The organism is Acidicapsa borealis (assembly GCF_059115245.1).
The window spans coordinates 4,817,367-4,841,226 of the sequence record NZ_JCACNY010000001.1 but is presented as its reverse complement, the minus strand read 5'-3'; the positions used below and the strand labels follow the sequence as shown (position 1 = coordinate 4,841,226).

Sequence of the window (23,860 nt, the reverse complement as noted above, 5' to 3'; positions counted from 1 at the left end):
GAACCCCGCTCAGGTCGGATTGTACTCCGTACGCAGGCTCAGCGTGCGGGGGAAGGTGGAGCTTCGGTCACGGGCTGAACCTCAAGAATATCCCCATGGAAGCCGGTGACACGGACTCGTGTCTGCGCGGCGACCGGCGCCGGAGCCGTGGCCTGCCAGATTTCGCCCCGGACTTCGATGTAGCCGGGCCGGCTCGGCGAGTCTCGATCCACGAATTCACTCAAAACCGAGGCATCCGTGGCCGGCCGAAGCGGCTCCATCGCAATAGCCGGCAGGCCGACCAGCGCGGCCGGGCCTATCAGGAACTTGGTACGCCGAGCGCGCAGGGCGAGACGCAGCAGCACCACCGTAAGAATGCCTAGACCGGCTGCAAGCCCGCAGGCGACGGCGGGGTGGATTGCCAGCTCGGGGATAGGCGCATCAATCAGGGTGAGCATGCCAAAGGTGAGGCAGACGATCCCGGCAAGCGCCAGGATGCCGTGGCTGGCGAACTTGAGCTCAAGCACAATCAGCGTGACCGCCGAGAGGAGAAGGAGCAGGGCGGTATTGCGGATGGGCAGCAGGTCCAGCGCGAAGACGGCGAGCAGGACCATCACCGTCCCCAGCGCTCCGGGAACGATGGTGCCAGGCACATTGAATTCCAGGTAGATAAGCAGGATGCCACCGCCGAGCAGCAGCAGCGCGAAGTTGGGATTTGCGAGAAAGCCCAGAATCCCTTCGCGCAGGGTAGGTGCCAGATCCACGATCTGCGCATTCGCCAGATGCAGCGTGACGGAACCGGACTGGCTGACCACGCGGTTGACGACTCTGCCATCGAGCGCAGAGAGCAGTTGTGTGTCGTTCGCTGCGGTCAGGTCGATGAGATGCTGGCTGAGAGCTTCATCGGCGGAAAAGGACTTGGAGCTGCGGACACCGGTTTCGGCAAGATCGGCATTGCGTCCGCGTGGCACGGCGTAGGAGCGCAGGAAGGCGGCCGCATCGTTCTCCATTTTCATCTTCATGGTCTCGTCCGGCGTTCCGGACGACAGGACGGGATGGGCGGCTCCGGCATTGGTTCCGGGGGCCATGGCTGCAACGTCGGCGGCTTCGAGCAGAAAGAATCCAGCCGACCCCGCGCGGGCTCCGGCGGGAGCGATGTAGACGATCACCGGAACACGAGAAGCCAGAATGGCGCCGACCATGTGCCGCGTGGAGTCAAGCAGACCGCCGGGAGTATCGAGTTCGACGAGGAGGGCTTCGGCGTGGTCTCGGTTGGCGATTTCCAGCGCTCGATCCAGCCGGCCAGCCGTGATGGGCTGGATGGTGTCGCGGATTTCGAGGCGATACACAAGCGGCTGCGGTGGAGCGGCCTGCGCGAAAGGAGCAGCAAGCATGCCCAGGAAAAGCAGCAATGGAGTGCATTTCAGGAATGCGCACATGGATCCCTCCCGCCTCAGTTGCGACTTTATGCTAAACCCTATGCGTTTCCTGTGCTCGGCAGCTCAAGAACCCCGAAAGGCTTACGGCTTCTTCGGCGCATCTGGTTTGGCATCTGGCTTCGTGTCAGCACCGTCCAGGCGAGCATTGATCGCCCTATGCAGGTCCTTGGCAGCACGGTTTGGCGGGTCGAGCTTGAGTGCTTCGTTGACTTCGTCACGGGCCTGCTCGAGATGGCTGGCAGCAAAATCGAGCCGGGCCATGACCAGGTAGGCCTCGGTATTCGGCTGGCGGTCAATGGCTGCGCGCGCTTCCTTGCGGGCGGTATCCGCGTCTCCCGCACGCTCACGGACCTCGGCGAGCCCGGCGTGCGCCGGCGCGGAATGATCGTCAGCGGCGATAGCGGACTGGAAGCCTCGCTCTGCTTCCAGCAATAAGCCACGGTCGAGCTTTTCGTGTGCGGAGGCTGCAAGCTTCGCAGCGCGTTGTGAGGCAGGCAGCGTAGCGAGATGGGCAGACTCGACCTGGTCCAGCATGATCGAGGCCTGGCGGAAGGCGGCACCGTCGTAGCTGCGCTTGATCCGCTCCAGCGGCTCTGAGGACGAAGCAGAATCGTTCGTCACGGAGGCAGGTACAGTGGCGGCCTTCCATGCCGTGTCCAGCGCCTTGGCTTCGCTGTCATTCGGCCGCAGTCGCAGTGTCTGTGCCAACTCGGTCTGGGCTTCGGCCTTATCGCCGTGGCGGTGCAGGCTCACGGCGAGGTTGAAGTGGTAGTCGGGGTCGGTAGGGTCAGCGGCCACGGCCTGGCGGAAGAGCGCGACACTGTCATGGTTGCGGCGGCTGATGGCTACGGCTTCATTGTTCACCACGGACGGCAGGGGCAGCACGCGTGCAATGGCAGCGAACGCTTCCTCGGCGCGTGGGTAGTTGCCCGAGAACATCAGGGAGAGTCCGCGGTAGAAGGAGGCCTCGAGTGTGACAGGGTCAGTACTGGCCTGCGCACCCGCTGACTTGGTGACCCTGGCGAAGGAGACAGCCGCATCTTCATACTGCTGGCTAGCAAACTGCAGCCGCGCGGTGGCGAGCCAGGCCGCGGTGAAGTCGGGGCTGAGGTCGGTGGCCTTCTTCAGGTGTCGGGCGCGCTCAGCGGGGTCACGCTCCGAGAGGCCGCGAATGTACTGCTCAAAGGCGTCGAGGCGCAGCTTCGAGTCAGCGGCGCGAAATGTCTCTTCCCCGACGTTGAAGTCGGGGTCGATGCGGCGGGTGAGCTGCCATGCCAGCGAGTTGATCAGGGGAATGAGTTGGGCGATTTCGCCGGACTGGGTGACTTCCGGCGAAAGCGTCAGCTTGCCCACGTCGACGATGTGGGCCTTGAGCGTAAGCGTGGTCCCAGTGACGCTGTAGCTGCCGAAGAGGATTGAGTTCGCGTCCAGGGTCTGGGCCAGACGGAGCGCGGTGGCGCGGCTCGGTTGGAAGCCTTCCGGCAATCCGAGGTGGTCAAGGGCGTAAAGGCGGTCTTCACGGCTGAGCGGGGCAAGGCCGGCGGAGGCGAAGCGGCTATTCAGGATCTCCGGTATGGCTTCGCGGACCCAGTCCAGGCTGGCCTGCGGGTTCACCGGAGCGTTCGCTGCCGGGGCCGTTGGCGTCTGCGTGGAAACCGGGGAAAGATTGTCGAATGGCAGGACGAGAAGAATGTGCCCGTTTCCTTCATCCGGACCCGCCTGCGCGGCGCGGCCGGCGGCGGAATTCAGAGCGGCAAGCGTGGCCAGGAACAGGATCCAGAGGGAATGGCGGCGGAATGGATAGGTGGCGGTCACGTCTACCTGATTATAGGTGGACGGTGTCGTGCCGAATTGGTGGTGCATTACCGCGCTGGAGCTGCCGGATTTTGCAGGCTTGCCTCAACACTGCGATGAAAGCGGAGCACAGCCGCCCACTCGTTGCCGTTCGATTGCTGCCAGACCAGGTCGCCGCCGAGCCGCCGGGCAATGGTGGTCGCCGACAGATCATGGTGCAGGCCGAAGTAGCGCTCTTCCACCGCCGGGGTATTGATGTGGAACGGCAGGGAGCCGGGCTCTTCCTTGGTAGAGAAGAGGATCGCAGAGGAGTAGGCACTTGGATCGTCCGCAGCCTTGGCGATCTGCGCGGCGGTGAAGTCTTCCAGGCGGTAGACCTCGTAGGCGCCCTTGACGTAGCCCAGTTCAGGGCGCGAGATCTCATCTGAAACCGGCCAGGCAGTCAGCACGGTCGAACCGGAGTAGCGCGTGGTGAGTTCGTGGATCGCCGCCTGGTGCAGGCGAATGACGCGGGCGTAGCTGAGATTGTCTTCCGGTGCGAATCCGTAGGGCGGATTGATGAACAGGGCAATGGCGAACGCACCAGCCGAGAAGGCAGCCAGTAGATGCCAGTAGCGGACGCGGCGGCGGAAGGTCGAGACCGCGATCAGCAGCACCAGCGGATACATGGGCAGAAGGTAACGCGTCAGCAGCGCTCCACCGAGAACTGAGAAGGCGGCGGCGTTGGCCAGCAGAAGCATGTAGATCCGGGCCTGGACGGCGAAGCTGATGCGATTGCGCGTGGCGCCCGATTCACCAGAGTCAGCAGGCAAAGGATCGAGGATCAACGCCGCGATGGTGCAGAGCACCGGCACGAACATGTTCATGTGCGCGAAGAGGTGCAGCAGCCGATGGCCGAAAGCGGCCAGGATGCGCAGCGGTTCCAGGGTCGAGGTAGCGTTGTAACGGACGAACTCCGGGTTGCCGAAGAGGAAGCCTGTCTTGGCGTAGTGATAGGCGTACCAGGATGCCAGCGGCACGAGGCAAACGCTGTAGACGGCTGCCAGCAGATAGCTGCGGCGGCGGATCGCCTTCGTCTTGCGGAAGGCCGCCCCCAGCTCGAAGGCGGCGAGAGCAAGCGGCGTGACAATCGCGGTCTCTTTTGCCAGTACAGCGACAGAGAACCAGAGGGCCGCGAACCAGATCTTGCGATTCCCTGGCTGGCGAGTCTCATCGGGCAGGGCGAAGGTGAGCGCCCAGAGCGTAGCTGTCGCGGCGAAGATGTCGGCATGGGCCAGCGTGCTCTGCGCGAACCAGATTGGATAGATGCCGGTCAGCAGTGTCGTCCAGAAGGCGACCTGCGAGTTGCCGTTGAGGCGCATAGCCAGCCGCCAGACAGCGAGCAGCCCGGCCGCGGCGACGATGAGAATTGCCTCGCGGGTGACCTCGGGATGGTAGCCGCCCAGCTTCCACCACAGGGCGAGATACACCGACGGCAGCGGCGGATGAGCGTTGGTCAGCGTGGTGATCGGGATCAGGGACCCGGTGCGGAAGAAGTCCCACGCGGCGGGGATGTAGTAGCCTGCCTCGTCCCAGTAGTAGGGCAGCGTCAGCAGGCTCCAGTGGGTGAGGTAGAGCAGGGTGAAGATGACCGGAAAGAGCATCCATAGCGGCAGCGGCTGGTCCGGCCTGAAGAGGCGGGAAAGCCGGCTGGATGCAGGGCGCTCTGTGCGAGATTCGGGCATGGTCTCCGGAGGAGGTAAGCTGTCAGCGGAAAGGGCTTAGTTGACCGGGCCCTGGGGGAAGTTGGGAATCTGCGGTTCCAGGTTCAGCTCGCCGAAGGCCTGCTCGTACTGGGCGAGGTTCTGGCCAAGAACGTTCCAGAGAGCTTTTGCCTGCTGCGGGCTGAGGAAGATGCCCTGGTGGTTCTGGATGCTGAGCTGGTCGGGAGCCTCGGAGCTGGCCTGGCCGAAGATGAGATGGAAGTCCCAGACGCTGACGCGTACCTGGACGCTGTTGGCGTAGGTGTCGCGGTATTCGCTGGTCTGGACGACGTTGACGTTCGGCTGCTTCAGGTTCGGGCTATTCTGGCTCATAGTCTCACCAGATTACTCCGCGAGGGTTTGGGTTTGCGACTTTTGGCCAGGGGTAAGAGCTTCCGCGTGAATCGATGGCAGTTGAATGTGGAATGTCGTCTGGTACGGCGCCAGGTGGTCTCCGCTTTCCACGGTGATCTCGCCGTCGTATTTTTCGATGAGTTCCTTCGTGACCCACAGTCCGATCCCTGTCCCTATGTCGTCTTTCGTGCTGAAGAACGGATCGAAGATTTGCCCTAGAACTTCCGGGGCAATGCCGATTCCGGTATCACTCACCGCAATCCGCACCAAGCCGGACTCGGCCTGCGATTGCACTGCGATTTCCTTCCGAGGGGAGTGACTGGCAGTCACGGCGTCGAATGCATTGGAGATCAAGTTGGCGAAGACCTGCCGCAGCTGGTCGCCGGGAAGCGCAACGATCGCTTCCGCACAATGCACCCGCTGCAGGACAATGCCGCGGTTGGTACACCGTGCTTCGAACAGGTCCAGGACGCTGTCAATGACTGACGCCAGATGGATCGGGCCGACCGGGGGCTTGCGTACGAAATTCAAGGTGAGACGGGATATCCCGGCGAGGCGCGCGATCTCCTTTTCGGCCATTTCGAGGTGAAGCCGCGCTGGCGAATTGCTGTCGAGTCCGACCTCCACGAGATAGAGAAGGTTGGTAATCGCTTCCAGAGGATTGTTGATTTCGTGGGCAATGGTCGAGGCGAGACGTCCGGCGGCAGCCAGCTTTTCCGCGCGAATGAGGGCGGACTCAGCGCGCTTGCGCTCGGTGATGTCGATGGTGACGCCCCGCCAGATCGTAGGATCGGAGGGAAGCGGAGAGCCATTGGTCTCCAGCCAGTGGGTTTCGCCATCGGGCCAGCGGACGCGAAACTGTACGTGGAAGTCGGCACCCGTCCGGGCAGTCAGTTCGGCCGCTTGTGCAACCCTGAGACGATCTTCTTCCGGGAGCAACTGCGTCGGCGACCCCATGGCGGTGATTTCTTCAAATGATCTTCCAAAGATTTCCGGGCCGCCCGGGAACCAGCGTGTTTTTCTATCCGTGGTTGTGAAAATCCACGCTGCTGCCTTGGCTGCCCGCTGCGCCTGCATGAGCGCTTCCTGCTGGTCCTGAAGAAACGCCATGGCGACTCTTAGCTTTTCCTCCGTCGATTTTCTCTGTTTGCTCAACAGGGCAATCAGGACGCCGACGGAAACGAAGACAGAAGTACGGATGAGATGTGCCGGAGACAGGGACCATGCGCCATACGGAACCGTCAAGAGATAGTTGAAGAGCAGTGCACTCTCAAAGACTGCGACCAGCGACGGCCCCAATCCCCAGAAGGAAGCGACCAGTCCGACTGCAGCCAGGAGCAACGCTCCGGGTAGATCACTGCGTAAGTCTGTACGGGCCGTCGTCCAAACCGCTACCAGGGGAAACACGATTGCGGCTGAGTAACCCACGGCCGGGCGCAGGACAGTTCTCGTTTCCCACTGAGGCGAGCGCCACCATGGCATAACTGCGTCTCCGTCCTGCAAAATTCGATTCCCGCCACTCGGCGTAAGAGTCTGAAACAACCGGTCGAGTCGAGTTTCTCAGGCGTTTTCGGAAAGTGATAAGCCCGCCAACTTGGCTAAGAGATCTTTCGGGTGTACAGGTTTGAGCAGAAGCTCAAAGTCATGGCCCTCTTTGGCAGCCTCGGTCAGTAGTTCGGCTGTCTTCGCCTGCCCTGAGAACAACAGGACCTTGCAGCCGCGGCACTTTTTGCGCATGGCGATTGCCAGCTTGATACCCGTCATACCCGGCATCACGACGTCACTGAGGAGAAGCGCTGGCGTACTCGCAGTTGCGGCATCGAGGGCTTCCTGCGGATCGGAGAACGCTCTGGCCTGGAAATTGGCATTCTGCAGAATCACAGCTAACGTTTGAGCAATCACAGGTTCATCGTCGACTACGAATATCGATGTTTTCATTGTTCTCCGCCATATCCCTTGCTAAGGTTCACAGATCACGTAGTTTAGAGCGAATCTGGGGCCCAGTGCGACTGAAATTGAATCCGGTTACAACCCAAGGATCATGGGGAATATCAGTATGACATTACAGGTAAGTTCTACGTTCAATATAAGGAAGAAACTTGGTGCGGAAGAGGGGACTTGAACCCCTATGGATCGCTCCGCCAGATCCTAAGTCTGGTGCGTCTGCCAATTTCGCCACTTCCGCGCTTGCCCAGTTTACAACGAATGCGGCTAAAAGCGATGGCTGTTCCTCGCAGGTGATCGACACGCCAGGGAAAGCCGCTTACCAATTCATTATGAAATGTTCGCGCCTTTCATATGGGTTCTTGTATGGAATGGAACCTGTGTGGAGGGCTCAATGTCCAGCCCGTCGTCCGTGATCGCTCCGGCGCTCTTGATCATCATCGTCGTGCCCTGTGCGGCATTTCTGATTTGGTTTGTTTATCAACTCCTCCTCGATGCCAAACGCAATAGGCTGAGTCGCAGGTCCAGACGCAGAACGTCCTATCGTTGATCAGTGACACGTTTCCAGGAAGGCATTCCTGGTGAGAATGCGGCTAAGAGCAATGGGCGTTCCGCGAACGGAACGCCCATTGATGTTGCGGTTTGAAACAGCAGTCTACGGCAAGTAGTAGCGGAAGCTGGTCCAGACCATGTTCTCGATGCCCTTGGGAGCAACGTTGCCGCTGGTCAGAGGCAGGTTTTGCCAGATGAAGCGCTCAGAATAGCTGTACTGAATGCTCTGACGGAGGCGGCCCTTCGGTCCTTTGTAGAAGTCGTACCAGTAACCGATGGTGCCTTCCTGCACGTCGCGGGTCTGGCCGGTGCAGGCCGAGTTCGCGGAGGGCAGAGTGGTTGAGGTGGGCAGACCTTCTGTGCCGCAGCCCGTGAAGGCTTCGCCAAGGCCGTAGCCTTCGACTTTGCCAGCCAAGGTGGTGTGGAGGTCCTTGTAGACGTAGTCGCCGCCGTAGTTGGCATAGATCAGCAACCGTGGGGTGGCTTGCAGTTCGAGAGTGCCGAGAGCCGAGAAAGCGTGCAGCGGGGAGAATTCGCCGTCGGGCTTGACCGTCACGTCGGCGATGGTAGTGTTGCCGTAACGGCCTACACCAGCGCCCCAGAGGCCCTTGACGCCGACGTCAAGCTTCTTGGCTACATTCACGCGAGCGCTGCCGCCGATGCCGCCGCCCCAGACGGTGTCGTTGTTGACGGAGTTGATGGTAGTCACGGAGGGGGTACCGCTCGTGGTGGAGTTGTAGATGCGGTCACGGAAAGCGCGCCCGATGCCGAAGACTTCAAAGTGACCGAACTTAGGATCGAGAGCGGCCTTGACGATGAAATCAGGGTTGGGGTTAATGGCGTAGGTGGTGACCTGTGCGGGAATGATTGGGGTGCAGGTCGTCGTCAGAGCACCAGTAGTTGCGTTGGTGGTCGTGGTGCAGGTGGTGCTGTACGTGGAGCTGTCGCTGGCGGCGCCGTTATACAAACCGCCATTCGCACCAGGCTGGCCCCAGAGGTAGCTGACGCCGGGGTTGAGAGTAATCGAACCGCCAGGTCCAAGCACCTGCGGATTTTCAGCCGCAACGCCGATGGCAAATTTGTCACCGAAGCTCTTGGTAACGCGGAAGCCGTACTGACGAGTCCAAACGAAGCCGGCGTTGTAGTTGGGGTCGATGGTCTGCGGCGTCAAGATGTCGCCAGAGAGATTCGACAGGCCCTTCTTGTCTTCCGTCGCGAGCGACCAGAGCTGACCGCCGGTGAAGGCCCAGCCGTTATTGAGAGCGGCCTGTGCCCAGACAACGCGCTGACGCAGGACGTAGCTGTTGGACTGGTTGTTGTTCGAGGTAACGCCGGTGCCGAGGAAGTCAGCTTCGACGTAGCCGCGCAGGGTGCCCCAGTCGGTCTTGCCGACAGCCATGAGGCTGACGCGCGACTGACGAGCTGAGGAATACCACTCGCTGAGGTGCGAAGCGTTTGTGCCGTCGAACGGAATAGCGCTAAACGGAGTCGCAATGTCGCCACCGGTGGCACGGCTGCGGTAGACGGTTTCAGCCGCCATGTAGCCGCCAGGCGTGATGGTGATTCCCTTGTAATGCAGAGCGTCCGGGTTATCGATCGCCTTCTTGATCTGGGTCTGATCGTCCTGAATGGTGTTGACGAGCTGCGCCTGGTTGGACTTCAGATCGGTAACAGTCGCGTTCAGCGTAGTAACCGCGGTCGCGTTCTCTGTGACTGCCTGCTGCTGCTGGGAAGCTGCCGCCTCAGCGCGGGAAGCGGAAGCCTGCGCTGCTGCTGCCGCGTCCTGAGCCTGCTTCAGCTGGGTATCGCGGTCGGAAAGCTGCTGCTTGAGGCTGTTGATCTGGCTCTCCATCTCCTGCTTGAGTTCCTGCAACTCTGCGGCAGTAGCGGAAGGAGCGGCTTTGGGTTTGGCGGCTGCCTTGGTGTGCTTTTTGGCTGCCGGAGGAACGATCGACTGCGCCATCCCGACGTTGCTGGAAGCGAATCCCGCTGCAAGAACAATCGCAGCGAACGCTTGAAGTTTGGTGTTCATTGAGCCTCTCTGAAGTGCGGTTAGAGGAGCTGTCGGGGTCCGCTTTCTTGTGAAGTTAAGAGTGAAGAAAGATGAATGGATTTCTGCCCCGGAACATGCTCCGCTCTCAGAGTCCCAAAGCCGTGTGAATATTTAACGAATTAGGGCTTTTCTTATGTTTCAGTTCGATGAATTTCTAAGTTAGGGTGCGCCTATGTTACAGGGCTGCAACATAGGCGCGACTTATGTGAACAATGCGTGAATTTCTAGGTTGCATCAGGAGGAATCGGAGGTTACTTGACCTTGCTCGCTGCAGTTGCACTGAGCAGGTTGGCAAGCAGGCGGTACGAGCCTGGAACCAGTTCCGGAAGCTGACGGTGCAGGGCATAGGCGATATACACATACGTTCCCTTGCCGGGGTGGGCGACGATCAACCCGCCACGCTGCGGGTCTTGTCCTACGTCTCCGGTTTGAGTGAGTGCCGTGTAGGCCGGATCCCAGCTATCGAGGAAGGAGTGGCCGCGCTCTTCCACCCATCCGTCGAAGTCATGGCTGGTGATCCTGTTGGGGTAAGTAAGCAGGCTGTCGTCCGGCGCGAGCAGCTTGACCGGGGTATTCTCTTCGACCACCCGCTCCGGGGTCCCGCCCATGGAAACCGGAAATGGCGCCGGGAACGTGTTGCTCTGGTATTGAACGATCAGCGTGCCACCGTTTTTGACATATTCGTTGAGGCACTTCTGGGCAGCATGCAGATCGGGCCGGTTGGAGTAAGCGCGGATGCCGACCACAATCGTGTCCCAGGCTGATAAGTCGCAGGAGCCCAGATCCGAGGCCGATAGCAGTCGGGGTGCAGTGCCGGTAAGCTGCTCGATGGCTTCCGGAACGGTGTCTCCCGTGCCCATGATGTAAGCGATACGGAGATTTGGAGCGACCTTGGCGTCCACGGAGCGGGTCTTGAGCTCGGCCTTGCGGTAAAGGTTGTAGGGCCGCAGACCGGGGTAGCCGATGGTTCGCCATCCGGTTGCGTAAGTCTTGCCGCCAGAGTCGGCCTCGGCCTGAATGCTGAATGCCTTGCCAGCCGACTTGCCGGCTTCAGCCTTGACAAGGAAGGTGATAGCCTCGCTGTCCCCGGCCAGGTCGCGATGGAACGGGGCCTCGACGGGAGAGGAGGTCCAGCCGGAGGGCAGCTTGAGGCGAACCTTACCTTCGGCGGGGCCTTCACTGTGTACGGTGACGCGTACCGGCAGCGGGCTGCCGTCGAGCGGCAGGATGCGGGCTTCAGGTTCCAGGCGCAGGCCGATGGGAGGCGTGATGATCAATGGCTGGAAGATGCCGCCGGGGCCCATGCAGCGCTGCATGGTCTGCACCACTTCGCTGAGCCGGACCGGCGTACCTTCGTAGTCGAACTCGGCAACGGCAGCGAGCGGGTAGGGAGCGAAAGGCCGGTCGCGCAGAGTAGCGTCCTGAATGTCGTAATAAGGCTGCTCGATGGAAGGCCTGGTGAAATACGGTTGCGTGGGCGCGGCGTCCATGGGTACGGTGGCTTTAAGGATGCTGTCCGGACCGGGGTTTGCTGAAGGCTCGGTCTGCCAGTTGCCCATGGCAGGTTGGAGCCAGACACGAGTGAGTTTGGCTTTCCCGTAGCCTTCGGTGGCGTGAATCTTCACCTGGATGGCTTGGCCGGGAACGACGCTCGGTTGCGTTTCTTCCACGCCTCCGCCGCCGAACGGTCCCCCACGGCCTCTTCCCGGACCGTAGACGGTGAAAGCCTGAAGATCGAGCCCGAGCGACAGAGCGAGCGCTTTCTGAAACTGGGCCAGCTTTTTGTCTAACTCGAAAGTGAGTGCGTATGTATCGGCTTTGCTGAGATCCAGCGAAGTGATCTGATCGCGCATTGCCAATGACGATTGATAGCCGGACTTCAACAGCGGGGCAATGGCTTCTGGATGGTCGGGTTGATAAGCGGACTGAGCCTTCGCAATAATGGATTCGATCTCGCGCAGGTCTTCGCTGATCCGCTTTGGGAACTTGCCGGAAAGGAGCGATTCCAGTCCGCTCACACCCGTGGGGACGCCGGCGAAGAAGCCTTCGCCGCCCTCGGCAACCGGCTTAACCCGGCTTCCGTAAAGGTGGTATTCGCCGTCGCTTTCCCCTGAGAGAGTGGGATTGGCGCCGCCATACTGAGACTTTTGCTCGCCCCAGCCTTCGCGCGAGATCTGAATATAGCTTCGGCCCAGCACCGGATCGAGCCTGCCCTCAGGAATGGTCACTTCGCTGGTCGGCGTCTTGGTCGACCACTCTTTAGTGACGTAGTTGTAGAAGCGCGCTGGAGCCCATTTGCCGGTCGCGTAGTCGAACATGCCTTTTTCGGTGATCGGGGCGAAAGGGGTGCGGGCATAGACGGCCAGCGGTGTCCACGGTTCGAGACCGGCTGCGATCTGCTCCGGGCAGACCTTGGGGTCGCCGGCCTGCAGATAGGCCTGCTGAGAGATTTCACCGGAGACCTGGTGATGGCCGTGGCCGTCCGTAATCCCGCCGACAAAGCTCGAAACCAGCACCAGCGGACGCTCCTGCCGGACAGCCAGCACGGTATCGCAGAGGACACGCTCTTTGCCCCAGCGGGCGAAAGCTTCTTCCTGCGTCTTAGAAAACCCGAAGTCAGCCTCTGTGCCGAAGTACTGCTTCACGCCGTAGTATTCGCCTGCCTTCAATAGCTCGTTTGTGCGCATGAGCCCCAGAGCGTCATAGACATCGGCATTCATGGCGTTCTGCCCGCCTTCGCCGCGCGTCAGCGTCATAAGCGAGGTGCGCACGCCGTGGCCACGACTTTCGTACGTAAGCATGCCGCCGTCCTCATCGTCCGGGTGCGCGACGATCATCATCAGGCTGGCCCAGGTGCTCAGGCGCCTGAGGCTCTGCTCCAGCGCAACCGAGCCGCGATCCTCGGGCAGCGGCAGTGCGATCGCCGTTGGTTCCACCGTTGGCACAGGTTTCTGGGCGGATTGTTGGCCGAGTGCGTACGTCGGGAGAAGGCTGGCAAGAGCCAGCCAGGCGGCTGCCTGCTGCAATGTTTGGGCTGGTCGCGAAGCGTTACGCATATATAGGCCAAGTGTACAATCTGCGGTGATTCGGACGTGTCGTAAGGGGAATGGCGGGGCGGATGCGATGATTCTGTGTAGCCAATGAACTTGCCCGCACAACCGTCCGCAGCCACAGACGAGAATCATCTGCTACGGCGCATCGGCCTGCCCTCGGCCATCGCGCTGAACATGATGGACATGATCGGCGTGGGCCCATTTCTCACCTTGCCGCTGGTCATCGCTGCAGCAGGTAGCCGGTTCGCTGTCTGGGCCTGGGTTCTGGGCGCGATCATTGCGCTGTGCGACGGTCTGGTGTGCGCCGAACTGGGTGCGGCCTTTCCAGAATCGGGCGGGTCGTACGCTTTTCTGCGCCAGATCTATTCTCCGCAAGGTGCAGGCCGCTGGATCTCGTTCCTCTACGTCTGGCAACTCAGCTTCTCGGCGCCGCTTTCGATCGCCTCCGGATGCATCGGCCTGGCCACCTTCCTCGCCTACATCTGGAAGCCGCTTCAGGCCGCACCGATTCCCGAGCTTCCGTTCCTTCACGGCACCAATCTCGTCGCCGCCGCCGCCTGTCTGCTGGTAACAGCGCTGCTCTATCGCAACCTGAGTTCCATCACCCGCCTCGCCTGGTTGCTCTTCGGCGGCGTGCTGATCACGCTCGGGGCAGTCATCGCGTCGGGAGTGGTGACCGGCAACCACATTGCCGGCACGGGCCACTGGCATCTCGAGAACCTCATCGGCTGGCCGACGCTTGCGATGGTCCCGGCGCTACTGCCCGCGCTCGCCCAGGCCACGCTCTACACCTCCTATGATTTCTGGGGTTACTACAACATCTGCTTTCTGGGCGCCGAGGTCCGCAAGCCGGAAAAGACCATTCCGCGCGCGATTCTCATCTCCATCTTGGTTGTCGCGGCCTTCTACATCGCCATGAACCTGGCTGTCCTTCCGGCGATCGGGCCGGTCCTGTCGCAGGCGTCGGCTGCGGTCCCTCCGGCGCGGCTGGCACTCGTGGCGGATATCGCTCAGTCCGCTTTCGGCCACTTTGCCGGGCAGGCGCTGGCCACGCTCATCCTCTGGAGCGCCTTCTCATCTGTCTTTTCCTTGCTGCTCGGCTATAGTCGCGTACCGTATGCGGCGGCTAAAGACGGCAACTACTTCTCCGCGCTGGCTGCCGTCCACCCAAAGCACGGAATCCCGCACCGGTCGCTTGTCGCGCTGGGGCTGGTCGCTACGTTCTTTTGCTTCTTTTCGCTGAGCCAGGTCATTGCGCTGCTGGTCGTCATCCGGATTCTGCTGCAATTCCTGCTGCAGCAGGTCGGCGTGATGTGGCTGCGCTACCGCGAGCCGGAGTTGAAGCGTCCCTTCCGCATACCGCTGTATCCGCTGCCGCCGCTTCTGGCCATCGCCGGATTCATCTTCATCCTGGCCTACCGACCCAACCCGCTGGTGGAGCTGGGTGCGGCCGGAGGCATCGCCGCCGTGGGAACGCTGATCTACATGATTCGCGCGCGCAGCCGGCAGGAGTGGCCCTTCGCCCGAAAGAGGGTATTCTGATTGGAAGGCAATTTGCCCACCAAGTAAGACGTTGGCAGAAGGAACCTATCGTGTCTGACATTGCAGTACCAGTTTTGGATATCCCCGCACAGTTGCCCAACGTGCGCATCGCCGTGCTGGGCACGGGTAAGATGGGCGGCATTCTGCTGCAGGCCTTCCTCAAGCAGAACCTCTTTGCCCCCGACCAGATTCACGCCACCGTCGCCCATGCTGAGCGCGCGCTGGCGCTTTCGACGCAGTGGGGCGTGGACGTTTCGACCGACAACCTCGCCGCCGCGCAGCAGGCCGACCTGATTCTGGTCGGCGTGAAGCCCTTCCAGGTGCCGGACCTGATCAAGCAGATCAAGCCCGCGCTCACGCCGGAGAAGACCATCGTCTCCTTCGCGGCATCGGTCAAGACGGCAGCCATTGAAGAAGCAGCCGGGATCGAGATCCCGGTCATCCGCGCCATGCCCAATACACCGTCCGCGCTGGGCGCAGGCGTGGCCGGGCTTTGCCGCGGCAAATATGTCACCGACAAGCAGATGGAGCTGGCGCAGCGGATCTTCGAGACCGTTGGCCGCACTGTCACGGTCGACGAGAAGCACATGGACGCAGTGACCGGCCTCTCCGCCTCCGGTCCGGCCTTCATCTACATCATTCTGGAGTCGCTGGCCGAGGCTGGAGTAAAAGTCGGCCTCCCGCGCGATACGGCAACCCTTTTGGCGGCGCAGACCACCTTCGGCGCGGCCAAGATGGTCCTCGACACGGGCTATCACCCGGCGCTGCTGAAAGACGCCGTTACCACGCCCGCAGGCTGCACCATTGACGGCATTCTCGAACTCGAAGAAGGCGGCCTGCGCGTGACGCTGATCAAAGCCGTGATGCGAGCCACCCAGCGAGCCAAGGAACTGGCGGCGGGATGAAGTCGACAAGCGGGATGAAGCCGACAAGTACACCCGGAGGGTTGCGATGAACGTACGCGAAGGCCTGCGCCGCATGCAGCATGCCGGCAAGCGGATTACGATCGTCTCCGTCATCGCGCTGGTGCTGATGGTGGTGCTGTTCGAGCTGTGGGTCTACCTGCGCGACGTGCATCACGTCGACACGGTCATGCCGTTCCTCGTTCATTTTGTGTTCTGGGTTGTTCCGGTGGCAGCGCTCGGCATCGTCGTTGGCGTGGTGCTGTGGGTAGCAGGCTGGATCATCGACGGCTTCACGAAAAACAATCCAAGCTGAACGGCCCTTTTCAACTTGCCCACGGAACGATCCAACCCGCTCGAACCCGCCGCGCTTGAACCCGCCACGCTTGAATCGGCCACGCGGCAAACCAGCCCGCAAACCTCCATGATGCGGCCATCGTGGGTGCCGGACTATATCCCTGAGCTGCAGGGCCTGCGTGGTCTCGCCGTGCTCGCCGTCGTTATCTACCACTGTCATGCGCGTCTGGCTGGCACGTGGATCCACGGCCCGGTCCTGTGGGGCTGGATCGGCGTCAATCTCTTCTTTACGCTATCCGGATTTCTCATCACTTCGATCCTGATCGAGGCACGGGACAAGCCGAACTTCTTCCGTAATTTCTATGCGCGCCGGGCCCTGCGCATCTGGCCCGTCTACTTCCTGCTGTTGATCGTCTGCTATGCCATACCGGACTGGTTTTTGGGCGACACCTGGGCGCACCAGGCACAGTGGAAGACCATCCTCGCCTACATCTTCTTCGTCCAGAACCTGCGTCACGTTCCGCTGCCTGGGACGCTCGGCCCGACCTGGTCGCTCGCGATCGAAGAGCAGTATTACTTCGTCTGGGCTCCAATCGTCCGCTTCGCCCGCGGACGCTTCCGCTGGGTGCTCCCCGCAGCTGCCCTCATCATGCTCGCGACTTCGCCCGTCTTCCGGCTGATCCACATCCATTGGATGAATGACCCGCCGCACACCCTCATTCACCTCGATGGCATCGCCATGGGAAGCCTGCTCGCGATGGCCGTCTACGGCGTGCGATTCGCCCGCCGCACCTGGGTCTGGATCGGCCTCGTTTCAGCTGTCTTAGGCTTCATCTCGGTCGGGACAATCTTCGCCGGAACGGCCTTCCTTGATACAGGGCTCGCCATCGGCTTTGCAGGAGTCGTTTTAACGGCGGTTGCAGGCTCCGGCGCGGGCAATCCGGTAGCCTGGCTGCTGCGGCGCGGTCCGCTGCCCTTCTACGGCAAGATCAGCTACGGTCTTTACATGACGCATATTCTCGTCTTCGTCTACTTCGGCTCATTTGATGCGCGGCTGGACGACAAGTACCACATCGGGATTGCCGGAAATCTGCTGATCGTTGGACTTCGCCTGCTGGCATCCACCGTGGTCGCAACCATCCTCTGGTATGGCTTCGAATCGCAGATACTCAAGCTCAAGCGATATTTCAAGAGCACTTAAGTCACGTAGGATGAGTGATCTCAATCGATGAGACAAAGTATTTTTTCGCATCCGCGCAACACGGTTTTCCTTGGGATGAAACCGTCCATCGACTACCATCGAGGAATATGCAGCTTTCCGTTATCCTGCTCTCCTACAACTCCGAGGACACATTGGGCGCAACCCTGAAGCGCGCCCGCGAAGTTTCAGACGAAGTCTTTGTGGTCGATTCCTTCAGTTCGGACGGCACCGTGGCGTTGGCTGAGTCCTACGGCGCAAAGGTCGTGTCGCATGCCTTTGAGAACTACGGCGCGCAGCGCAACTGGGGCATCGATAACCTGCCCATCACGCGTAAATGGCAGCTCCATCTCGACGCCGACGAGGTGATGGACGACGAACTCGTGGCGGCGATCAAAGCGCTGCCCGACGAGCCGGAACACGCTGGCTATTTCGTCCCGCGCTATGTGAAGTTTCTCGGTCGCGTCATGCGCCACGGCGGCATGAGCCCCACCTGGCATCTGCGACTCTTCCGCTCCGGCGTAGGCCGTTGCGAAGACCGCAAGTACGACCAGCATTTCCTGCTCGCCGGCCCCGGGGCGGTCGGAGCGACAACCGGCCAGCTCCCAGGCGTCATGATTGACGACATCGCCATGAGCATCTCCGAATGGACCGCGCGGCACAACCGCTGGGCCGATGGAGAAGTCGCCGAGATGGACGCCAAGAACGAAGCCGGTCGCATCGTCGCCGACGCCAAGGGTAACCCCGCTCAGCGCAAGCGGGCCCTCCGCGAAAAGTACAACAACATGCCGCTGTTTGTGCGCCCATTCGCACTCTTCGGCTACCGCTACTTCTTCAAACTCGGCTTCCTCGATGGCACGGAAGGATTCATCTTCTGGGTTCTGCAAACCTTCTGGTTCCGTTTTTTAATCGACGCCAAGATTTGGGAAAAACGCCACGTCCGTTAGCTATTTTTTGCTTCACCCGGGACGGTATTTCGCTAGGATTTCAGCAGTCAGTACCTGCTGAGGGTACTTGGAACTGCAAAAGGCCCCGGAATGACTATCCGGGGCCTTTTGTTGTCTGCAGTTTGGCTCATACCTAAGCCGCCCTGGATGCCCCGGAGGTTGCATTGTTTCGCCGGGCCGAGCCACTTAGGATGAACTAGAAAACCTTTTATAGAACTTCGCTCTTGCAGCGAATGAGGAGCTTCAATGCGCGTTCTGGTTACAGGAGGCAGTGGGTATGTCGGGTCGCACACGGTGCGGGAGCTGGCGGCTGCCGGTCACGAGGTCATCATCTACGACAACCTCAGCACCGGTAATCGCAAACTTTCGGATGGCTTCGAGCTGATCGAAGGCGACATTGCCGATGTGGAGAAGCTGGCGCCCGTCCTCGATCGCGCCGACGCCGTCATGCACTTTGCCGCCTGCGCCTATGTTGGCGAGTCAGTCGCCAATCCGCGCAAGTATTTCAAGAACAATGTCGAGGATGCGCTCAAGCTGATGGACGCTGTGTTGGCCTCGAAGGTGCGCAAATTCATCTTCTCCTCGACCAACTCCATCTACGGCATCCCAAAAGAGCTGCCCATCACCGAAGACTCCCCCAAAGACCCCATCAACCCCTATGGCGCCACCAAGCTCTTCTTCGAGCACGTGCTGGCAGGCTATTCGGCCTCACACGGACTTCGTTACGCAGCCCTGCGGTACTTCAATGCTGCCGGCGCACATGAGAGCGGTCTGATCGGTGAAGTCCACGACCCGGAAACGCACCTGATTCCGCTGGTCTTCAAGGCGGTACTCGGCAAGATCCCACCGCTGAAAGTCTTCGGCCACGATCTGCCGACGCCCGACGGCACCTGCATCCGCGACTACATTCACGTCTCCGACCTTGGCGCGGCACACGTACTGGCGCTCGACTATCTCGCCAACGGCGGCGAGTCCGTCAGCATCAACCTCGGCACGGAAAAGGGCACGTCGGTCAAGGAGATCATCGACAGCTTCAAGCGCCTCACCGGCCTTGATGTCCCACACGAACTCGCACCGCCACGGGCCGGTGACCCACCGGCACTCTGCGCCAATGCCGCACGTGCCAAGCAGGTATTGGGCTGGACGGCAAAGCGCGATCTGGATGAAATTCTGACGTCGGCCTGGAAGTGGCAGCAGAAGCTCGAGGCCAATAAATATCAGCTCTAGACCGGTTGAAGGTTAAGCGCTGGTTAAGAAGCCGAGCGGTTAAGGCATTGTGAGCAGGATCACACAGTAATTTTACAGAAGACTGCTAGCATCGCGGAGCATGAGTATTGAGTCCAAGACTATGTTCAAACTCATGATCCGAGGTGTTGCATGTCCCAGGAACCTATCGAGACCGTAGAGATCGAAGAAGCAGGTGCGCTCAGCGCGCAGCCCATCCCAACGACCAGCACGCAGCTCACCCCCGAGCTGCTGGAAAAGATGGATCGCTACTGGCGGGCCGCCAACTACCTCTCCGTGGGCCAGATCTATCTCAAGGACAATCCGCTGCTGCGGAAGCCGCTCACACTCGAGGACATCAAGCCGCGCCTTCTCGGCCACTGGGGCACCACGCCCGGCTTGAACTTTGTCTACGTCCATATGAACCGGGTGATCAGCGAGCGCAACCTCAATGCGATGTACGTCATCGGACCAGGACACGGCGGCCCGGGCATTGTGGCCAACACCTACCTGGAAGGCTCCTACACCGAGCTCTTCCCCGCAGTCGAGCAGAATGCCGACGGCATCAAGCGCCTCTTCCGCCAGTTCAGCTGGCCGCTCGGCATTCCCAGTCACGTCGCGCCGGAAACTCCAGGCTCGATCCACGAGGGTGGCGAACTCGGCTATTCGCTGATACACGCCTATGGCGCAGCCTTCGACAATCCTGATCTCCTCGTGGCCTGTATCGTCGGCGATGGCGAGGCCGAAACCGGCCCGGCGGCGACCAGCTGGCATTCCAACAAATTTCTCAATCCGGCAACCGACGGCGCAGTGCTGCCGATCCTGCACTTGAACGGCTACAAGATCGCGAACCCGACGATTCTTGCGCGCATCCCCCACGGCGAGCTCGAAGAGCTGATGCGTGGCTACGGCTATGAGCCTTTCACGCTCGAAGGTCACGACCCTGAGACCATGCATCGCGAGATGGCCACCGTCCTCGACACCATGCTCGACCGCATCAAGATGATCCAGACGGCGGCCCGCCAGGACGGCAATACAGATCGCCCGCGCTGGCCGATGCTCATCCTCAAAACCCCCAAGGGCTGGACTGGCCCCAAGGTCGTCGACGGCAAGCCCGTCGAAGGCACTTGGCGCGCCCACCAGGTTCCCTTCACCGAGATTTTCGAAAAGCCAGATCACCTGAGGCTCCTCGACGAATGGATGCGCGGTTACAAGCCGGAAGAGCTCTTCGACGAGAAGGGTGCTTTCCGCCAGGAGCTAGCCGATCTCGCCCCCAAGGGCGCGCGCCGCATGGGCATGAATCCGCACTCCAATGGCGGACTGCTGCTGAAACCGCTTGTCGTCCCCAACTTCCGTCAGTTCGCAGTCAAAATCGCCTCAGACGCCGATCGCGGCCAGCACGATGCCGAGTCAACCAAGATTCTCGGACAGCTGTTGCACGCGGTGATGCAGTGCAACTCGAATGACAAAAACTTCCGCGTCTTTGGTCCCGACGAGACGGCATCGAACCGGCTCCAGGACGTGATCAAGGGCGTAGGCAAGACCTGGATGTCGGAGCGACTGCCCGACTCGGAGCAGATCGATAACGATCTCTCGCAGACCGGTCGCGTGATGGAAGTCCTCAGCGAACACCTCTGCCAGGGCTGGCTCGAAGGCTACCTGCTCACCGGCCGCCACGGCTTCTTCTCCTGTTATGAGGCCTTCATCCATATTGTTGATTCCATGGTCAACCAGCACGCCAAGTGGCTCAAGGTCACGCGCAGCATCCCATGGCGCAAACCGATCGCATCGCTCAACTACCTGCTCACGTCGCACGTGTGGCGACAGGATCACAACGGCTTCTCACACCAGGACCCGGGCTTCATCGATCACCTGCTCAACAAGAAGGCAGACATCGTCCGCATCTATCTTCCGCCGGACGCGAACACGCTTCTCTCGGTCGCAGACCACTGCCTGCGCAGCCGCAACTACATCAACCTTATCGTTGCCGGTAAGCAGCCGGAGCCGCAGTGGCTCAACATCGACGAGGCCGTGCAGCATTGCACCGCCGGCCTTGGCATCTGGGATTGGGCTTCTGATCCGGGCGAACCGGATATCGTGATGGCCTGCGCGGGTGACGTCCCTACGCTTGAAACCATGGCTGCCGTGATGCTGCTGCGCACCGAGGTGCCAGACATCAAAATTCGCGTTGTAAACGTCGTCGACCTGATGACGCTTCAGCCGACATCCGAGCATCCGCATGGACTTCCCGATGAGGAGTTTGATGCGGCCTTTACCAGGGACAAGCCGGTCATCTTCGCCTTCCACGGCTACCCGTGGTGCGTTCACCGCCTGACGTATCGCCGTAAGAATCACGACAACATCCACGTTCGTGGCTACAAAGAAGAGGGCACGACCACCACGCCCTTCGATATGTGCGTCTCCAACAACATCGACCGGTATCAGCTCACAATGGACGCTATCGTTCGCATTCCCAGGCTGGCGGCGATCCACGATGCGGCGCGTCAGCGATATTCGGAGCAGATCCAGCGCCATCGCTTGTACGTCGCCGAACATGGCGAGGATCTACCTGAAATTCGCACATGGAAGTGGAGCCGGTGAATTGGTGGAGGGTCATAGCGTGAGCTTTCCGGTTCTGGCGTTGAACAGCGGATCCTCGTCGATCAAGTTCTCTATCTTCGAAGCTTCGGGTGCACAGCCCGAAAAGCTCTTCGAGGGCGCAATAGAAGGGATTGGAAGCAAGAGCCGCTTCTGGCTCAAGAGTGGCGATGGAACGAAGCTGAAAGATGAGTCGCCGCAGTTGTCTGATCTTGCCGCAGCCTTCGGGCTCATTGCCAAGGCTCTCGAAGACCCGCAATTTCCTCGCCCGGCGGCGATTGGCCATCGCATGGTCTCCGGCGGCCCGCGCATCACCGAAAACCAGCGCCTCACGCCAGAGCTCGTCGACGAGATGGAGCGCTGTGTGGACTTCGCACCGCTGCATATCCCGGCGGCGGTTTACATCATGCGTGAGGCCATGCGGCTGTTTGCCGATGTGCCGAACTTCGTCTGCCTCGACAACTGGTTTCACCGCGACCTGCCCGAAGTAACACGCAGGCTTCCCATTCCGGCCGAATACGCAGCCACGGGTGTGCGTCGCTACGGTGCGCATGGTCTCTCCTATGAATCCATCGTTGCAGCGCTTGAGCCCAACGTGCCCGCGCGGCTCATCGTTGCGCATCTCGGCAACGGCGCGTCGATCACCGCCATTCGCAATGGCAAGAGCATTGATACATCGATGGGTCTGACGCCGGAAGGCGGCCTCATCTCCGGCACGCGCACCGGTGATATTGATCCCGGCGCGATCGTTTTCCTCCTTCGCAAGATTGCCGAAGACGAAAAGGATTTGGACAAGGCTGCGGAAGCGCTGGAGAAGCTGATCTCCAGGCAATCGGGCCTTCTGGCGCTAAGCGGATTAACCAATGACATGCGCACATTGCGCGAGGCGATCGGCAAAGGCAATAACGATGCGGCCCTGGCCGTGGCGGAGTTTGTCTATGTGCTGCGCAAATTCATCGGCGCGTACATCGCAGTCCTCGGCGGACTCGACATGCTCGTCTTCACCGGCGGCATCGGCGAACATGATGCCGCGACTCGCGCCGAAGCCTGTGCAGACTTCGAAGCCATGGGCATGCTCCTCGATAGCGAGCACAACGCAAAAGGCGACGGGACAATCTCCGCCGCAGCATCCAAGGTCGAAGTGCGAGTCATACCTGCAGCAGAAGACCTGACAATCGTGCAGCACGTTCGCCAAATGATGGGTGTCTAGCCGGGCGTGTTCTACACTAATGAGTTGAAGAATGGTTCCCAGCCTATGACAGTCGAGGTAGTTCGCATTTCTGATCGCACCCCATCCGCGGCCCTCCGCCGCTTTGCCTGGGGAGTTCTGGCATTTTTCATCCTCACCATTCTCTGGGGCGCGGTTGTGCGTGCCACCGGCTCCGGCGCAGGCTGCGGAGAGCACTGGCCGCTTTGCAACGGCACTGTACTGCAGCCATCGCCTACGCTGCACACGATCATAGAACTCACGCATCGCGTCTCAGCCGGCGCAGTGGACTCGATCCTGGTCCTCGCCCTGATCGTCTGGACCTGGCGAAGCACGGTCAAGGGACATCTGGCGCGCTGGGCCGCGGGAGCCACGCTCCTGCTGACAGTCACCGAAGGCGCCCTGGGCGCGGTCCTGGTGAAATTCGGACTAACAGCGGGTAGTCAGTCGCCCATGCGCGCACCAGTCGAGGCCCTGCACCTGACCAACACGCTGCTGCTGCTGGCGGCGCTGGCCATGACCGCGCATTTCCTTGGCCGCACCATAGGCGCCCGCTGGAGCGACGTGCACATCAGTGCACCTGTGGGCACTACGATTGGCATGATAGCTGTGCTCATCGTTGGCGTGACCGGCTCCCTCGCCGCTCTCGGCGACACCCTCTTCCCCGCCACATCGCTGGGCAACGCGCTGCAGCAGGATTTCTCGGAAAAGAGCAGTTGGCTTCTCCGCTGGCGCTGGACCCATCCGACGGTAGCCATCATTGCCAGCATCTTTCTTATCTGGCTGCTGATTCGTGCCGTCCGCCGCAGCGGACCGTGGGATAACCGCAGGCTTTCGGCGCTGGTTGTGGCACTTCTCGTAGCGCAGTATGTGCTCGGAGCTCTCGATGTCTGGCTTTTGGCGCCGGTGTGGATGCAGGTCGTGCACCTGCTCGGTGCGGACCTGCTGTGGTCCGCGCTCGTAGTGCTCACGGCGCGCCTTACGCTCCTGCCGAATGCCAACCACAGGGCGACGATCTAGACCAAACGCGGCTTC

At 60.8% G+C, this 23,860-nt stretch carries 17 protein-coding genes and 1 tRNA gene; 9 read left to right on the top strand and 9 right to left on the bottom strand.

Going from position 1 to position 23,860, the window contains the following annotated elements; genetic code table 11:
- Positions 1 to 38: 38 nt before the first annotated feature.
- The 9 genes from AC5S27_RS19715 to AC5S27_RS19675 form a co-directional block, all read right to left on the bottom strand.
- The gene (locus AC5S27_RS19715; RefSeq protein WP_493936270.1) at positions 39 to 1,418 is read right to left on the bottom strand and encodes an NfeD family protein; all 1,380 of its coding nucleotides are present in this window, start codon (positions 1,416 to 1,418) and stop codon (positions 39 to 41) included.
- Positions 1,419 to 1,499: 81 nt separating this feature from the next.
- Positions 1,500 to 3,281 carry a tetratricopeptide repeat protein gene (locus AC5S27_RS19710; RefSeq protein WP_493936269.1) on the bottom strand — a complete coding sequence of 594 codons (1,782 nt, stop codon included), beginning with the start codon at positions 3,279 to 3,281 and terminating at the stop codon, positions 1,500 to 1,502.
- Positions 3,281 to 4,936: an ArnT family glycosyltransferase gene (locus AC5S27_RS19705; RefSeq protein WP_493936268.1), complete on the bottom strand. Its 1,656-nt coding sequence runs from the start codon at positions 4,934 to 4,936 to the stop codon at positions 3,281 to 3,283. The genes AC5S27_RS19710 and AC5S27_RS19705 overlap by 1 nt, the downstream gene beginning before the upstream one ends.
- A gap of 36 nt (positions 4,937 to 4,972) precedes the next feature.
- Entirely contained in the window at positions 4,973 to 5,287 is a 315-nt protein-coding gene (locus AC5S27_RS19700) for a DUF3467 domain-containing protein (protein ID WP_493936267.1), read from the bottom strand.
- Between the two features lie 12 nt (positions 5,288 to 5,299).
- Positions 5,300 to 6,790, bottom strand: coding sequence for an ATP-binding protein (locus AC5S27_RS19695; protein ID WP_493936266.1), 1,491 nt, complete (start codon positions 6,788 to 6,790; stop codon positions 5,300 to 5,302).
- 78 nt (positions 6,791 to 6,868) lie between these two features.
- Positions 6,869 to 7,246, bottom strand: a complete 378-nt coding sequence (locus AC5S27_RS19690; RefSeq protein ID WP_493936265.1) for a response regulator — start codon at positions 7,244 to 7,246, stop codon at positions 6,869 to 6,871.
- A 162-nt stretch (positions 7,247 to 7,408) separates the two neighbouring features.
- Positions 7,409 to 7,493 (bottom strand) — tRNA-Leu (locus AC5S27_RS19685).
- Between the two features lie 414 nt (positions 7,494 to 7,907).
- Positions 7,908 to 9,836 carry a hypothetical protein gene (locus tag AC5S27_RS19680; RefSeq protein WP_493936264.1) on the bottom strand — a complete coding sequence of 643 codons (1,929 nt, stop codon included), beginning with the start codon at positions 9,834 to 9,836 and terminating at the stop codon, positions 7,908 to 7,910.
- Between the two features lie 272 nt (positions 9,837 to 10,108).
- Complete coding sequence (locus tag AC5S27_RS19675) at positions 10,109 to 12,913, bottom strand: PIG-L family deacetylase (RefSeq protein WP_493936263.1); 2,805 nt, start codon at positions 12,911 to 12,913, stop codon at positions 10,109 to 10,111.
- 84 nt (positions 12,914 to 12,997) lie between these two features.
- Here AC5S27_RS19675 and AC5S27_RS19670 point away from each other — a divergent pair, with 84 nt between their 5' ends.
- The 9 genes from AC5S27_RS19670 (at position 12,998) to AC5S27_RS19630 (ending at position 23,845) form a co-directional block, all read left to right on the top strand.
- Positions 12,998 to 14,452, top strand: a complete 1,455-nt coding sequence (locus tag AC5S27_RS19670; RefSeq protein WP_493936262.1) for an APC family permease — start codon at positions 12,998 to 13,000, stop codon at positions 14,450 to 14,452.
- A gap of 50 nt (positions 14,453 to 14,502) precedes the next feature.
- On the top strand, positions 14,503 to 15,357 hold the full coding sequence (proC, locus tag AC5S27_RS19665) for a pyrroline-5-carboxylate reductase (protein WP_493936261.1): 855 nt from the start codon (positions 14,503 to 14,505) through the stop codon (positions 15,355 to 15,357).
- A 46-nt stretch (positions 15,358 to 15,403) separates the two neighbouring features.
- Positions 15,404 to 15,670 carry a hypothetical protein gene (locus AC5S27_RS19660; protein WP_493936260.1) on the top strand — a complete coding sequence of 89 codons (267 nt, stop codon included), beginning with the start codon at positions 15,404 to 15,406 and terminating at the stop codon, positions 15,668 to 15,670.
- Between the two features lie 15 nt (positions 15,671 to 15,685).
- Positions 15,686 to 16,852: an acyltransferase family protein gene (locus AC5S27_RS19655; RefSeq protein WP_493936259.1), complete on the top strand. Its 1,167-nt coding sequence runs from the start codon at positions 15,686 to 15,688 to the stop codon at positions 16,850 to 16,852.
- 107 nt (positions 16,853 to 16,959) lie between these two features.
- Entirely contained in the window at positions 16,960 to 17,796 is an 837-nt protein-coding gene (locus tag AC5S27_RS19650; protein ID WP_493936258.1) for a glycosyltransferase family 2 protein, read from the top strand.
- 246 nt (positions 17,797 to 18,042) lie between these two features.
- Positions 18,043 to 19,023, top strand: coding sequence for a UDP-glucose 4-epimerase GalE (galE, locus tag AC5S27_RS19645; RefSeq protein ID WP_493936257.1), 981 nt, complete (start codon positions 18,043 to 18,045; stop codon positions 19,021 to 19,023).
- 150 nt (positions 19,024 to 19,173) lie between these two features.
- Complete coding sequence (locus tag AC5S27_RS19640) at positions 19,174 to 21,621, top strand: phosphoketolase family protein (RefSeq protein WP_493936256.1); 2,448 nt, start codon at positions 19,174 to 19,176, stop codon at positions 21,619 to 21,621.
- A 19-nt stretch (positions 21,622 to 21,640) separates the two neighbouring features.
- Complete coding sequence (locus tag AC5S27_RS19635; RefSeq protein WP_493936255.1) at positions 21,641 to 22,828, top strand: acetate/propionate family kinase; 1,188 nt, start codon at positions 21,641 to 21,643, stop codon at positions 22,826 to 22,828.
- A gap of 45 nt (positions 22,829 to 22,873) precedes the next feature.
- Positions 22,874 to 23,845, top strand: coding sequence for a COX15/CtaA family protein (locus AC5S27_RS19630; RefSeq protein WP_493936254.1), 972 nt, complete (start codon positions 22,874 to 22,876; stop codon positions 23,843 to 23,845).
- Positions 23,846 to 23,860: the final 15 nt, after the last annotated feature.